We start from the raw sequence: 14,248 nt of genomic DNA, 5'->3' as shown, positions 1-14,248 counted from the left end.
GTTCTCAGGTGTCGTAAACCCGGTCACGTTGCCGCCCGTACCGACTGTCGTGTTCAGCTTGAGGTGCTTTGTCAGATCGACCTGCACATGCGCCTGCGTGCCACTTCCGGACGTTGCCTGCTTTGAGCCGACATAGACGCCCTTCATCACATACTTGCCCGCTTCGATACTGGCCCCGCCATTGCCGACACCTGATCCGCCGCCGACAGCCAGACGATCCAGCCCCAGCGTCTTGCGCACGGTGCCGAGCGGATCAAAGCCCGCGCCACCGGCAATCGTCGCCAGCGCCGCCCCCAGTTCCGCCATCTGCGTGGTGGAGAGAGAATGGGAGTCCGTTCCGAACAGAAGCATCGCCAGAACCTGATCCTGTGGAAGGGCTGGAACGGACTCGAAGGAGATTTTCGGATCACTGGCATAGCCGCCGACCTTGAGCATGGCGGTCTGACCATTGACGTTGCGCTCGGCAGCGAAATCCAGCGTCGGGTCAAGTTTGTGCGATACGCCCGTGCCGTCGAAACCCACGCGGCCCCGCGTAAAGTTCAGAGTGATACCGCCCAGACTGAACAGGCCGCGCCGCATGTTGAAGCCACCAGTGACTGACGGTTGCGCTGCCGTTCCCTTGACTCCCAACGAGCCCGCCATTTCCGCATCCAGACCATGCCCGCGCACATAGAACTCGCCCGGAGACGTCAGTCTCAGATCGAGGCCGATCACGCGCTGGCTGACTTTCTCACTCGCCTCAGGCGGTTTGTCGCCGGGACGCACCACGTTCAGGGTCGCAACCGAACTGGGCATGGAGTTGGGAATATTGATTTCCACGTGGGGAAGTTTGATGTTTCCCGCTACGTCGATCCGCGTCTCGGCCTGTCCTCTCACCGTCACGTCCGCATCCATGATCGCGGTCAGCAGATCGCTGGCCACTGGCTGCGCCTTGTTGGCCGTCAGATGCAGGTCGAGCGGCATACCGGGAGCAAAAGCGCCAACATATCCCGTCAATCCGATCGTTCCTTTACCGGCATCCGCCGTGAAGGACTGGATGACCAGCCGATCGCCCTCCCCGATAATGCTGGCTTCAATGTTGGAAAGATGTAGGCCCTGCGCGAAGTCCTGAATGTCCCCTTTATGAAGCGTCACCGTGCCACGTGCCGCTGGATGCGCCGCAGTGCCACTGACCGTGATATCGAAATTGGCTAGTCCAAGCGCCTGCCGTCCACTTGCCCCAAGAATGGCGTCAGCCAGAGACAGATCGAGCTTTCCTGCCGTCCTCAAATTGATTGGACCCGTTTTCGAAGTCGGGACTGTTCCGTCCGCCGACAGACTCAGTTTCGGCCCCGCGCTGGCCCGCGCATTCAGTCGGGCTGTCGTCCCCGCCAGATCCGCAGTGGCGTCAATCTGCGCCGGGGGCAGCGATGCCGCATCGCCGGTCAACATTTTCAGTCCACGGCCATTGAGCTGAACATGGCCTCGGGGCGCTTCAAGCGTTCCACTCAGTTTGGCGTCGGCAGCAAGAGTTCCGGCAGCACGTAATGTAGGCGCAAATGGCTTGGCCAACGCGGGTGTCACGTTCTTCAACGAGGCCGTCATGTTCAGTGCGGGTTTGACTGTTCCCGCGATATCGATGTTCGCAGGCGACACGCCCGGCGGCGCAAGGGTGGCACGCAGGCGATCGACCCCAAGCGTCTTGCCGTAAGATACCTTGACCGGCGCTTCCAGTTTCAGGGCTTCACCGCGTGCGTTGGCGATCAGCCTGCTGATCCGCACGCTCTGTCCGGGGATATCAGCCACGGCGGACACATCCAATGCTCCCGGCGCCCCATAAAGCTGGGGAAAACGTCCGTTTGCATCCACGGCCAGTGCCGTTTGCGGGCCTTTCACCGTGGCTTTCAGACTGCCAGCAACAGAAGGGGCGGACAGCCGATCGAGCAGCAGCGAGAGATCCGCGCGGGGCGATCCCTCCGGATCAAGCACAAAGCCAGTCAGCTTCAGCGCGCCGACACGATAGGGTGCAACAGCCACATCCCCCGTCACATTGACGGTAGCTTTCAGTGGGCCGTCCTGCCCAGCCGCCGTGCTTTTCAGCGATGCATCGAATGCCCCACTGATCGGCTGGCCGATCAGGTTCTTCAGATCTGCAAGCCGTGTCGCTTTCAGGTCGATCGTCCCAAGCGGCAGCTTACGTCCGCCCGGAATATCCAATGCACCCGTGCCATGAATACTGTTCCATTCCAGCTTGGCGATTTCCAGTTTCCGGTTGCCGTTCTTGTCCTGCGCAGCCTTGAGATCGACGGCGAGCGGCGCGCGGTCCAGCGAACCGCCGGCTGTGAGATGCGCTTCCGGGGCGGTCGGCAAATGGGTGGCATCAAGATCCAGTGTGACAGGCCCACGCGGCATTGTGGCGGTGCCGAAATCACTGTCGAGATGGGCTTTCGCCGCGAGATCATCCAGCGGCCCCGATGCGGTAAGATCGAGTTTCGCCTTGCCGCGCAGCATCTTTGCGGCGGTAGCCAGATCGGTCAGCGTTAGGCTGGCCTGCGCGTTGTCCAAACTCGTCTTGTTGTCTTTTGTCGTCGCAGCCGCATTTGCCGCCAGATGCAGGGTCTTCCCATCCAGCGTGAACGTATCGAGATGGATATCCTGTCCATCTCCTGTCTTTTTGAGCGTGGCGTGCGCGGCCAGTTTCCCATCTGGACCAATCAACCCTACTGCCTGCTCCAGACCTTTGAGCGCAGCGATATTCCCGGTGAGATTGACGGTGGTCGTATCGCCATTTGTCACCGGCAGTGCGAAGTCGGCGGCAAGATCGGCATGGCCGCCAAGCTTCTGTCCACCCGCAGCAGCAAACGGCGCAAGGTCGCGCAGGACGAGCGTTGCTTTTCCTTTTACGCCGGGTTTCGTATCCGCCTGCGCGTTAAGCTGGATGAGCGGGTGGGACAAAACCAGCGTCGCAGGCTGACTGCTGTTATTTGGGGCGTAAGTGGCATCCAGTTGCAGCGGTGCTTCGGCCAGTAGGGTCGGACTGCTGCCGGGGATACGCACACCAGACGCAAGCGCGCGAAGATGTAGCTGATCATTCTGCCCCCCGGTTTCCATGCCCTCAAAATTGGCATTGAGAGACCCGATCTGAGTCGCGCCAGCCGCAAGTCCTTTCACGGCCAGCGTGCCAGTTCCCGACGGTGCGGTGTAAGCGCCTTTCAGATGCGTATCGAGCGCGACGGATTGCCAGCCGATACTGTCATTGAGCGACATGGCGGGTGCGTCGAATTTGGCAGTCACGTCGGCTGTGTTGGCAAGCAGATCAAGCCGCCCGTTGATCGCACTGGTGATCTTGCCAAGATTCGCCTTGAAATCGAGTGCCGCCGCATTGGTCGGACCCGCCATATGGAATGTGAGCGCCACCGGCGTGAGTTCCGGCATCTTGCTCATGCTGGCAATGATGCCGTCAGCGCCTTCCTGCGCCGTCAGATCGAGCGCAAGGTCATGTGCATCGGTTTGAGCTGCAACCTTGATGGCTCCCTGTGCGTCGAGACGTTTCAGATCGACGGCGATATCCGCTTTCGGCAGGGTCCTGAACGACACCCCGTTGATCAATGGGTCAAGCTGCGGGGCGACGGCATGTCCCTGCAAGGCAAAAACAGCCGGCAACCCTGCGACCGGAGCGCCAATTTCGATCCGCTTTGCATCCACGGCTTTGATGTTGATGCCCAGACCCGTTTTGGTCGGGCCACTGGAGGATGATTTTGTCCCGTCCGATTCAGGCAGACGCGGGATGGCCAAACGGTCGAACTGCAGGAGATCGACCTGCACGGTCCTGCCGACCATACGGAGAGGTGACCAGTCGAGTTTCAAATTCTCTATGGTTAGCCACGCGCCTTTCTTGTCGCGCAACTCGATCTTCGCGAGTTTCAGCGCATCGGGGAAACGGCCACTCAATCCCGACGCCACGACGGTGTTCCCTGTCAGGGAGGAAACTTCCCGCTCGATGAAATGACGCCCCGGATCGATATTGGCGCCGACCAGAACCACTCCGACCACCAGCACGACCAGTCCGCCGATCGACGCGACGCCAATCCCCGCTCCTTTTGCAATGCGCCGCCCAAGCGGGCGACGGGGCGCAGGAGGAGGTGGGGAAAGTTTTTCTGGGCTGGTCCCGGACATCAGAAAGTTTCTCCCAGGCCGATATAGAGTTCCCACTTGTCGCCACGCGGCGGACGATTGAGGGGAACGGCGATATCAACACGAATTGGGCCGATCGGCGTGAAATAGCGTGCACCTGCGCCAACGCCCGCACGCACCTTTCCCGTAAATGGCGCACTTCCGGACCCCACCTGACCGGCATCTATGAACGCGGCACTTCCCCAGTTCTTGAAGAAGCGCTGCCGGAATTCAATCGTTCCAGCATCCAGCGACGTGCCGCCGACAGCATATTTGGAATTGGGGAACTGCGGTCCGACGCCCTGATAGCGGAAGCCACGAATGGTCGCCGTGCCGCCTCCATAGAGACGCTGGTCAGGTGGAATGTCATAGGTGGAAGCACCCTGCACGCTGCCGACAATGCCACGGAACGCGAATACGCTGCGCCCCGGGTCGGAGATGCCGAGTTTCGCCAGATCGAAGTAAGTTGAGGCATTGGCCTGCAGCAGCGCAAAAAAACGGGTGCCGTGATTGAATGACGCCGATGGTGTGGCACTGACGGACACGCGCACACCATGCGTTGCCGGCATCAGAGGCGACGGCAGATCGGTGCTGTCATAGTTGGCGCTGATCGGCGCAAAGACGAGCGTGTAATCGCGTGTCACGTTGAACTGCTCGATCTTTTCCTGTTCCGCCGCCAGTCCGTAAGAGATGTTCCAGCGACGGCTGAGCTGCCGAACGATACCGGCGCGAAGAATGATTGCCGTCTGGCGGTAGGAGTAGAAAAGCTGCCGTATGCCTTCGACACGGAAGCTGGCGTTCTGCCGCCTGCCGGGAAAGTCCGGTTTGAAAAGATCGGCGTAAACGTCATAGCCCAGCCCCTGCTGCGCCGTGCCACCTACGCCGGTAATGAGAGCCGTCAGCTTCAACCGCTCCGCATTGCCGAACAGGTTGTAGTGCGTCCACGACCCACCCACACGTCCACCAAGATCCGTTGAATAGCCAACTTCCGCGCCCACGCTGCGCCGCTTGGCTTCAGTGAAACTGAATGTCAGCGGCATCGATCCATCGGGCGCGAGCTTGGGTGCGTTCTTTGCACTCACCGTAGAGAAAATCCCGAGAGAGGCCAGATCCTGCCGGGTATCCTCGATTTTCGAGGGTTGATACCGTTGCCCCGGCGCGATTTCCAGGCGCCTCCGCACGAAGCGGGGATTGGTGTAATCCAGCCCATCCAGACTGATCTTGCCGATATTGGCCAGAGGCCCCACCGTAACAGGATAGATCAGGTCGAGGGTGCGCGTGGTGGGACGAAGATAGGCCGTCGGCACATCCGCGTTGGCCAGCGGATGCCCTTCTTCCTTCAGCTCGTCCGTCAGGGAGGCTGCTGCCTGCAAAACGGGAGAGGCCGCGGCGGGATCGCCGGATTTGATGCCGAGCGCCTTCAACTGTTCGGGCTTCAGCGTCACTGGTTTCTTGGTGCCGGGATCGACCAGCTGTACCGAGCCTACATGATAGAGAGGCCCGGTCTTGGTGGTGATCTTGATCGACAGCTTTTCGCCAGAAGGCAGAGAGGCCAGCCAGAGGGGCAGACCGACGTCTTTCCCGTCCATTGATTTCTGCGGCGGAACGGGCGCCTTGTCAGGACGCTCTACGGTTACGACCACCTGACCTTCATAGTAGCCGAAGCTCTCTAGCGCCGTTTTCAGACGATCATAATCGTTGCGGATTCGCCCTGCGAGCGCAAAGGGGCCGACCGCGTGTGTCTTCTGAAGATTCAGCAGATCCGATGATGAGTTGAGGGCGGCATCCAGATCCGCGTTACCGCTCGATTCGACCTTTGCCGTGTAAGGAACAGTGGGGCCAACCGGAGTGGGAGTGTGATCTTCCTGCTTCTTGTCCGCTTTCTTGGCGGCGAAGGCAGGCGTTCCCGCGACCCCAAGCAGCAGCATCCCCATGAGGACATGCCACCAGCCTTTTCGATGCGTGGCTCCCGTCCTCGCGTGGGCTGGCCTTATCCACACACGTGATGCTGCTTCTAAAAGGGAAGCACGTATAACGGCAGTCTCAGTCATCAAGTCCTTTAATGGCAACATTTCCGGCGACAGACGAGGTGCTGACCGTCGTTTATTTATAACGATGTGTGTCGATTGTTTGGTGGTTCATGCCCCGCATTGTCGGATTTTCCAATTTGAGGCTATGAAGTGCGCATGCACCCGGTTCCGACTTTATCCCCACTCGACGGAGAGGCACATGGCCGCCGCCGTTAAGACAATCGCGTCCGCCACGCCGTTATTGAAACGACGTATCCCTCCTTTCCGGATCGATCCTGACGAACTGGACAGAATCGATACCCGCGAGCGTGAGCAGGCAGAAAAAGGTATTTTCCGCCGTATTCGCGCCATGCTGAAACTGGCGGGCATCGTCGTCTGGGTGCCTTCTTCCGTCGGTTTCGAAGCGCTGCTGCTGCTGGTGCCCGGCAATGTGAAGATACGCTGGACGCGTGTGATCTGGGGCGTCCTGTGCAAACTGATGGCGCTGAAGATCAGAACCATCGGACGGCGCGCCGGTGGCACGACGGGCCCGAAGCAACGTGCACGCGGTGAGCGTCCCGTCATCTATATTTCAAATCATTCCAGCTGGCTTGATGTGCCGGTGCTCGGAACGATCCTGCCTTCGGTTTTCGTGGCCAAGGGCGATATCGAACACTGGCCGATCATGGGACTGATCTCGAAGATTGGTCGTACCATCTTCGTCAGCCGTCAGCGCAACACGACAGGACGCGAGCGGGATCAGATGATCAATCGGCTGGCGGAAGGGGACAATCTGGTGCTGTTCCCGGAAGGCACGTCATCGGACGGCTCGCGGGTGCTGCCGTTCCTGTCCGCCTTCTTCGCCATTGCCAAGCCGCCCCGCATCCGCGGGCCTGAAGCCGAGTCCATACCGCAGTTCCGGCCGGGTATGACGCCGCTCATCCAGCCCGTCTCGCTCGTCTATGACCAGCTCGACGGCTTCAATATCGGCAAGGCACGCCGCTCCGTTTTCGCCTGGTATGGCGACATGGACCTCGGCCCGCACGTATGGCAGCTCCTGCAATGGCGCTCGATGCGGGCGACCGTGCTCCTCCACCCGCCCCTCGACCCGGATGATTTTCCGAGTCGCAAGGCCCTTGCCATGGCGACATGGCGCGCTGTCACAAATGGCGCTGCGGAATTGCGACAGAACAGGGAACCTGCGCCCCCTGAATGGGAAGTGCGCCTGATGGGCCCACCGCTCCCCTCACAGCACCGTGATGAAACCGTCACCAAGGGTTCGCTTGACAAGACGGATCATTCTTTTGCCTGATGTAACAGAAACCTGACCAAATCTTCCGTCTGGTCATCGTTTCAGCAGGAGAAAGGTCACTGGCTTGGATATGTCCGGCTCATTTCTCTCGTGGTCGCACAGTTTTTGCGGCCACAGCGTCTGTAAGTCTTGACCGCGACGCCTGCAAACAGGATTCCTCCCCACTCCGTCGCACGGAATGGTCCGGCGGCATGTCGGAACGAGCCTGAGTTGTGACGATCGATCTCTCCCCTCGCCCCCATACCCCGTCTTCGCAGGAAGCCCGGACCAATACCCGTGGCCTGCACATGATCACATGGGGCTGTCAGATGAATGTCTATGACAGCGCCCGTATGACCGATGTGCTGCGCCCTCTCGGCTATGCGCCCGTGGACGATCCCACGCAGGCGGACATGATCATCCTCAACACCTGTCACATCCGTGACCGGGCAGCGGAAAAGGTCTTCTCCGAACTTGGGCGCCTGCGTCTCATCAAGGAGGAACGGAGCACCGAAGGCCGGAAAACTGTTCTGGCGGTCGCTGGCTGTGTGGCGCAGGCGGAAGGCGAACAGATTCTCAAGCGCGCGCCGTTTGTGGATATCGTACTTGGCCCACAGACCTATCATCGTCTGCCAGAGATGGTGGCGAAAGCGGCCCGTGCCGGTGGTTCCGTGATCGACACGGACTTTCCTGCGGAACAGAAATTCGACTTCCTGCCCGACAGCGAAGGGCCGCAGACTGCCGGTAACGTCACGGCCTTCCTCACCGTGCAGGAAGGATGCGACAAATTCTGCTCCTTCTGCGTGGTGCCTTACACACGTGGCGCGGAAGCAAGCCGTCCCGTGGCCTCCGTTCTGGCCGAAGCGCGCCGCATGGTGGCCAGTGGCGTGCGCGAACTGACCCTGCTCGGCCAAAACGTCAACGCCTATCACGGGGAAGGGCCGGACGGCGGAACATGGAGTCTCGCACGGCTGGCCTATGCCCTCGCGGACATTCCGGGGCTGGAGCGCATTCGTTACATGACCTCGCACCCACGGGACATGGGCGACGATCTGATCGCAGCCCATCGTGATCTGCCCGCACTGATGCCGTTCCTGCATCTGCCGGTCCAGTCAGGGTCCGACAATATTCTGCGGGCCATGAACCGGGGGCACACGGCTGATGAATATCGTCGTCTGGTGGACCGGCTGCGCGCAATGCGCCCGGACCTTGCGTTGTCTTCCGATTTCATCGTCGGCCATCCGGGCGAAACCGATGCCGATTTCGAAGAGACCATGCGCCTGATCCGTGATGTCGGATTCGCATTGGCCTATTCGTTCAAATACTCCATCCGCCCCGGCACGCCGGCGGCTGGAGCGCCGTTACAGGTCGCGGAAAACGTGAAAGACGAACGACTTCAGGCCCTGCAGGCGCTTCTGCGTGAGCAGCAGGATGCCTTCAACCAGTCGGTCGTTTCCCTCACCGCACCTGTGCTGTTTACCGGGCGGGGTCGCAAGCCGGGCCAGATGGTCGGGCGATCCCCCTGGCTTCAGCCGGTCCATGTCAATGGATCGGATGATCTGGTCGGCACGATCCACCCCGTGCTGATCACAGAACGGCTCAGTAATTCACTGGCCGGAAACCTTGTCAAGGAGTGTGTGCCCGCTTGACCCAGCCCTTCGCAACCGGAACCGCCAAGCCCCGCCACCCGGGGTCCCATTCCTCCTCCCGATCGGCGCTGTCGAAAACGACAACGCTGCAATTCGGGGATAACGCCCTGCTGGCACAGCTGGTCGGCGACCATGACCGACATCTGCGGTACATGGAGGAAGCTCTCGGCACCCAGTTTGCGAGACGCGGCAACAAGATTGCGATCACTGGCGAGCCGGGGCGCACCGCCCTCGCCCACTCCGCCCTGACCACGCTTTATCGCAAGCTTGAACGCGGTTCGCCGGTCAACACGGGCGAAATCGACGCGGCCATCCGCCTGTCCGACATCCATGCTGCCCTCCGCGATCATGCACCCGGGCAGAAGGACGAGAATGTTCAGGAGCAACTGCCAGAGAAAAATGGCCCCCGCCTGCTGATCAACGATCTTCCGGCCATCCGCACGCGGCGCGGCGCCATTGAGCCACGCTCGCCGGGGCAGGCCACCTACATGGAGAAACTGGCTCACAACGAGATGGTCTTCGGCATCGGACCCGCCGGAACCGGCAAGACCTACCTTGCCGTGGCGCAGGCCGTCGCCATGTTGCAGTCCGGTCAGGTGGACCGGATCGTTCTGTCCCGCCCTGCAGTCGAAGCAGGCGAACGGCTCGGCTTCCTACCCGGCGACATGAAGGACAAGATCGACCCGTATCTGCGCCCTCTGTATGACGCGCTCTACGACATGATGCCCGGCGATCAGGTCTCTCGTCGGATTGCGACAGGGGACATCGAAGTCGCGCCTCTGGCCTTCATGCGCGGACGGACTCTGGCCCATGCCTACGTCATTCTGGACGAAGCCCAGAACACCACTCCGGCCCAGATGAAGATGTTCCTCACCCGCATGGGCAATGGCACCCGCATGGTGGTGACGGGAGATCTCAGTCAGGTCGATCTGCCGCGCGGCACGGTGTCGGGCCTTCAGGACGCACTTGACACACTGGAAGGTGTGCAGGGCATAGCCATCAATCGTTTTGACGCGGGCGACGTGGTGAGGCACAGACTGGTCTCGCGCATTGTCGAAGCGTATGATGAAAAGAAGACGGCGGAACGGGAACCCTCCCGCAACAACAGGTTCCGCCGGGAGCACGATGGAACCGCCAAGTACTGATAGCCGCGCTGGTCATAGCGAGGCAGATTGCGAGCCTTCTTCTTTTGAGGAAAGGCTCCCTTTCTTCCCTCCATCTGGATGGGAAAATGATTCGGAAGAAAGCGACAATGGTCCTGAGATCATTGTCGAAGACCGTGGCTGGAGGGCGAGTGTCCCTTCAGTCGAGCGTCTTGTACGTCGCGCCTGCGCGGCCAGCGTCGCATGGGTAGCCCGGCATTCTGATGACGAGGGCCAACTCTGGCCCGAGACGATCGTCCTGTCGTCAGACAGGGTGGTCAAACGTCTGAACGCCCGTCATCGAGGACGCAATAAGCCTACCAATGTTCTGACATTCGATCCGCTTCCTGGCTGTCCGGGCGGTGAGATCATCCTCGCCCTCGGCGTGGTGCAGCGCGAAGCGCATGCCGCCCGCAAATCGGTCGCTGATCATCTGGCGCATCTCATTGCGCACGGCGTTCTGCATCTGGGTGGACATGATCACCATCAGGCAGGAGAGGCCCGACGCATGGAAATGGAAGAGGCGCGGGTGCTCGCCATGATGGGCATCCCCAATCCATGGAAGCCACGGTCATGAGCGAGATGGACAACACAAACGGCTCGAACGGCGCTCATAAATCGAAACGCGGGCTGTTCTCCTTCCTGCATCGGAAGAAGGATCAGGGGGTCCGCCACTCCATCGCCGCTCTCGTTCAGGAAGCGGCGGAAGCGGGAGAAGAAGGCAGTGAAGCCCCTGAGCTGGATCGTCAGGAACGCGCGCTGATCGCCAACATTCTGCGCCTGCGCGAAACGAGTGCCGACGATGTGATGGTGCCGCGTGCCGATATTGTCGCCATGCCGGTCGATATCAGCCTTGATGACGCGCTCGCCATGATGCGACGGGAAAATCACTCCCGCATGCCGGTCTATCGCGGGCAGCTCGACGATACGGTGGGCATGATCCATGTAAAGGATCTGATCGCCTATGTTGGCACCAGCGATGCGTTCAATCTGGAGACCCTGCTTCGTCAGCCCCTGATGATCGCGCCGCAGATTCCGGTGCTCGACCTATTGCTGATGATGCGGCAACGGCAGGTGCATCTGGCACTCGTGATCGATGAATATGGCGGTATCGACGGACTTGTGACGATTGAGGATCTGATTGAAACGATCGTCGGAGATATTTCCGATGAGCACGACGAGCCGACAGCCACACTGATCGTCGAACGGCCCGATGGCACTTTCGATGTCGATGCACGCTGTCCGATCGAGACATTCGAGGAGCAGATCGGTCCGATCCTGACTGAAACGGAACGCGAGGCTGAAATCGAGACTATTGGTGGTCTGGTGTTCCGTCTGGCCGGTCATGTGCCGACCCGAGGCGAGGTGCTGAATCACGAAAGCGGTTTCGTCTTCCGTATTCTCGACGCCGATGCGCGTCATATCCGGAAGGTCCGTGTGCGAAAACCTGTGATGGTCATGCCCGCGCCGGGTTCAGAGAACAGTCCCTCTGAGGCTGGCGAACGCCGCGAATAATATATCAGGCATCCTGAAGATACTCATTCAGGACGCCTGACCAGAACGGCCAGCTCAGTAGAGCAGATATCCACTGATCTCCGCTTCAGGTTGCAGATAATACGGTACGAAGATTTCTGGGTAACTTGTTGTGCCGACATGCTCCACACCCGTGGGCGAGACGGCTGGCTTTACCCCATGGCTGACCAGGCAACTGTAAAGCGTGCTGCGGAGTGTATCCGCCGGAAGGCCTGTGGCGTGCGTTCCCTGAAACAGATCCTGCGCATAGGGCATGCACGGAGCCGGTGTATGCGCCAGCTTGTTGGCGATCTGTTGCTGACGATATGCCGCGATATCGCTATCCGATGCCCACAGACGCAGTGTGTCTGCTGACGCAGTTGCTGGTTCAAGCCGCCACAGATCCCGCCACGACATGGGTTCCCCATGAACGCGGGTTACGGCCACGCCCACTTCCTTTGTTCCATCAGCCCGCGTCAATGTCCCATGACACGCCATGACCTGATAATGAGATCCAAAGAGATGGCCCTTGATCGTGCCATCAGTGAAACTGACCGCAGGACTGCTGGACGGATGTGTAACAACATCCGGTATGGGGGTCGGCGCATTGGCGATCGCCACGATAGACTGCCCCACCTCCGGTTCCGCACAATAATTTTTCAGGGGATCAGGGGTGTAAGAGCAGCCTGCCAGCAAAAGAGCCAGGCCCACAGGAAAAGCAGATTTCATCGTTCAACTCGCAATAGCGCCCGAAATCAGAAAACTGCGGAATTCGCTGCCACTCTGGCTTCAGACGGCGGAACATTCTGTTGTTCTGCGTAACGCTCGCTCCCTGTGCGGTCAATCCTTTGAGAAGACACGGGAATGTCTGACTCATGAAAAGCGATAGTATTTCCTTCATCTTATACGAAAATAATACGCATAATGACGACTTCTCCCGCTCCTCGCCCTCGACGGTTCGCGCCCAGCCGGCTCACATTCATAGCCTGGATATGGACAGGATTTTCAGCGCTTATTCTCATTCAATATTTTTCTGGCGAACTTAAATTCGGATGGACCGATAAGTACGGCCATCCATTCGGTGAGGATTTTCTGAACTTCTGGAGCGGCGGTTTTCTCGCTCTCCATCAGAGTCTGATGACCGCCTACAATTTCATGACGTTTCATCAATTTGAGGTGTCAACCGTCCACCACGAGATCAGCCTCTATCATTACAGTTATCCGCCAGTCACCGCACTGGTGTGCATCCCGTTCGGTCTTCTCCCCTACCCTCTCGCGTGGTTCGTCTGGCAAACAGGAGGCTGGCTTGCCTTTGCTCTCGCGCTCCGTCGTATCGGCGCACCTCAATGGTGCCTCCTTGCGCTGGCTTGGCCTGCCGTGTTCGTAAATGCCATTGGTGGGCAGAACGGTTGCTGGATTGCGGCCATTATTGGCTGGGCTCTTCTGGAGTTGTCGGAGAGGCACAGTATCCGCGCAGGACTGCTTTTCTCTCTGATGGTTATCAAGCCCCAATTGGGATGGATCATTCCCCTTGCTCTGTTAAGCAGTCGGGAATGGAAAGCATTAGGAGCCATGGCTGCTGGAAGTGCTGGCCTTCTTCTTACCAGTCTTCTTGTTTCCGGCCTCAAACCATGGCTCGCCTGGCATGACAGACTTGCCATTCTAAGACAGGTCATTCTGGAAGACGGAACTGGCGTCATGCATCGGATGATATCGATTTTCGTCCTTGTGCGTCATGCGGGCATGAGTGTCATCACAGCCTATGAAGCCCAGACGATTGCAACCGTCATCGGTGCCACGCTTCTTGTTCTGATATGGCACAAATCTGTCGCCTTCCAATGGAAAGCAACAGCCCTGATCTATGCCATCCTCACCACCACACCGTATGTCAGCGACTATGACTGCGTCATGCTCGCCTTTCCCTGTGCATGGCTTTGGTCAACAGCCAACTCCCATGACAGATTGGCGCTCAGTATCTCTGCTCTTGTCCCCATAACGGCCGCCGCCATTGCACGCGGCACCGGCGTGCCTCTGACGGCGCTCTTATTGTGGGGAGTGTATCTCTGGTTCGCGAGAAAAATACTGTTTAGTGGCCCAAATACAACTCTCGTTCAGAGAGCAGCCTAAAGCTTTTCAGTCCACAAGACTTCGAAAACGGGCAAAATCCGGCTGACTGTCGAACAGGAACAGCATGTAATAATCGAGATAATGACGTCTGTTCCGGGCAACTTTTGTATAGAACGGATAGACATCAAACGGTCCCAACATGCCTTCGGGCCGTGGCTCGCTTTCCAGAATACATTTAGCCCGAAACAACGGCGCATAGGTCGCTGAATCCTCACCGTCGCGTCGGCGGACATGATAAAGATTCCTGCGAAAATGCCTTAACTTATCGGGCAGGATGAAAACGATGCCCTTCTCGATGAAAGGCCGAGGAAACTCCTCGACCTTCATGTAGCGCAAGCTCTCGGGCATGTCGCAGAACCATGAATG

At 59.2% G+C, this 14,248-nt stretch carries 10 protein-coding genes; 6 read left to right on the top strand and 4 right to left on the bottom strand.

Annotated features, from left to right (window positions below):
* On the bottom strand, positions 1 to 4,155 hold a 4,155-nt coding region (locus ABF824_RS03410), incomplete at its 3' end, for a translocation/assembly module TamB domain-containing protein (protein WP_415486433.1).
* Positions 4,155 to 6,086, bottom strand: coding sequence for an autotransporter assembly complex protein TamA (locus ABF824_RS03405; RefSeq protein WP_415486432.1), 1,932 nt, complete (start codon positions 6,084 to 6,086; stop codon positions 4,155 to 4,157). The genes ABF824_RS03405 and ABF824_RS03410, both read right to left, overlap by 1 nt.
* A 295-nt stretch (positions 6,087 to 6,381) precedes the next feature.
* On the opposite strand from ABF824_RS03405, the gene ABF824_RS03400 reads away from it, so the two are divergent.
* The 5 genes from ABF824_RS03400 to ABF824_RS03380 all read left to right on the top strand — a co-directional run bounded on the left by ABF824_RS03400 (position 6,382) and on the right by ABF824_RS03380 (position 11,758).
* Entirely contained in the window at positions 6,382 to 7,473 is a 1,092-nt protein-coding gene (locus ABF824_RS03400) for a lysophospholipid acyltransferase family protein (RefSeq protein ID WP_415486431.1), read from the top strand.
* 287 nt (positions 7,474 to 7,760) lie between these two features.
* Positions 7,761 to 9,101: a tRNA (N6-isopentenyl adenosine(37)-C2)-methylthiotransferase MiaB gene (gene miaB / locus ABF824_RS03395; RefSeq protein WP_415486441.1), complete on the top strand. Its 1,341-nt coding sequence runs from the start codon at positions 7,761 to 7,763 to the stop codon at positions 9,099 to 9,101.
* Positions 9,102 to 9,169: 68 nt separating this feature from the next.
* Positions 9,170 to 10,246 (top strand): PhoH family protein, encoded by a 1,077-nt coding sequence (locus ABF824_RS03390; protein WP_415486440.1) that lies wholly within the window; start codon positions 9,170 to 9,172, stop codon positions 10,244 to 10,246.
* A complete protein-coding gene (gene ybeY / locus ABF824_RS03385; RefSeq protein WP_415486430.1) occupies positions 10,227 to 10,820 on the top strand; it encodes an rRNA maturation RNase YbeY in 594 nt (197 codons plus the stop codon). The genes ABF824_RS03390 and ybeY overlap by 20 nt, the downstream gene beginning before the upstream one ends.
* Positions 10,817 to 11,758 carry a hemolysin family protein gene (locus tag ABF824_RS03380; RefSeq protein ID WP_415486429.1) on the top strand — a complete coding sequence of 314 codons (942 nt, stop codon included), beginning with the start codon at positions 10,817 to 10,819 and terminating at the stop codon, positions 11,756 to 11,758. The genes ybeY and ABF824_RS03380 overlap by 4 nt, the downstream gene beginning before the upstream one ends.
* A gap of 54 nt (positions 11,759 to 11,812) precedes the next feature.
* Here the strand turns inward: ABF824_RS03380 and ABF824_RS03375 are convergent, their stop codons facing one another.
* Positions 11,813 to 12,484 (bottom strand): hypothetical protein, encoded by a 672-nt coding sequence (locus ABF824_RS03375; RefSeq protein ID WP_415486428.1) that lies wholly within the window; start codon positions 12,482 to 12,484, stop codon positions 11,813 to 11,815.
* A 408-nt stretch (positions 12,485 to 12,892) separates the two neighbouring features.
* On the opposite strand from ABF824_RS03375, the gene ABF824_RS03370 reads away from it, so the two are divergent.
* Positions 12,893 to 13,882 carry a glycosyltransferase family 87 protein gene (locus tag ABF824_RS03370; RefSeq protein WP_415486427.1) on the top strand — a complete coding sequence of 330 codons (990 nt, stop codon included), beginning with the start codon at positions 12,893 to 12,895 and terminating at the stop codon, positions 13,880 to 13,882.
* Between the two features lie 6 nt (positions 13,883 to 13,888).
* Here ABF824_RS03370 and ABF824_RS03365 read toward each other — a convergent pair whose 3' ends face one another.
* On the bottom strand, positions 13,889 to 14,230 hold the full coding sequence (locus ABF824_RS03365) for a hypothetical protein (protein WP_415486439.1): 342 nt from the start codon (positions 14,228 to 14,230) through the stop codon (positions 13,889 to 13,891).
* Positions 14,231 to 14,248 lie beyond the last annotated feature (18 nt).

The organism is Acetobacter sp. (assembly GCF_047721705.1).
Taxonomy (GTDB): Bacteria; Pseudomonadota; Alphaproteobacteria; order Acetobacterales; family Acetobacteraceae; genus Acetobacter.
This window is presented reverse-complemented; position numbering and strand designations above follow the sequence as displayed.

What these genes read in the sequence shown, in the direction of transcription:
- ABF824_RS03380 (WP_415486429.1), top strand. Translation starts at nt 10,817, where the DNA reads ATGAGCGAGATGGACAACACAAACGGCTCGAACGGCGCTCATAAATCG.
- ybeY (WP_415486430.1), top strand. Translation starts at nt 10,227, where the DNA reads ATGGAACCGCCAAGTACTGATAGCCGCGCTGGTCATAGCGAGGCAGAT.
- ABF824_RS03375 (WP_415486428.1), bottom strand. Translation starts at nt 12,484, where the DNA reads ATGAAATCTGCTTTTCCTGTGGGCCTGGCTCTTTTGCTGGCAGGCTGC.
- ABF824_RS03370 (WP_415486427.1), top strand. Translation starts at nt 12,893, where the DNA reads ATGACCGCCTACAATTTCATGACGTTTCATCAATTTGAGGTGTCAACC.
- ABF824_RS03400 (WP_415486431.1), top strand. Translation starts at nt 6,382, where the DNA reads ATGGCCGCCGCCGTTAAGACAATCGCGTCCGCCACGCCGTTATTGAAA.
- miaB (WP_415486441.1), top strand. Translation starts at nt 7,761, where the DNA reads ATGATCACATGGGGCTGTCAGATGAATGTCTATGACAGCGCCCGTATG.
- ABF824_RS03365 (WP_415486439.1), bottom strand. Translation starts at nt 14,230, where the DNA reads ATGCCCGAGAGCTTGCGCTACATGAAGGTCGAGGAGTTTCCTCGGCCT.
- ABF824_RS03405 (WP_415486432.1), bottom strand. Translation starts at nt 6,086, where the DNA reads ATGGGGATGCTGCTGCTTGGGGTCGCGGGAACGCCTGCCTTCGCCGCC.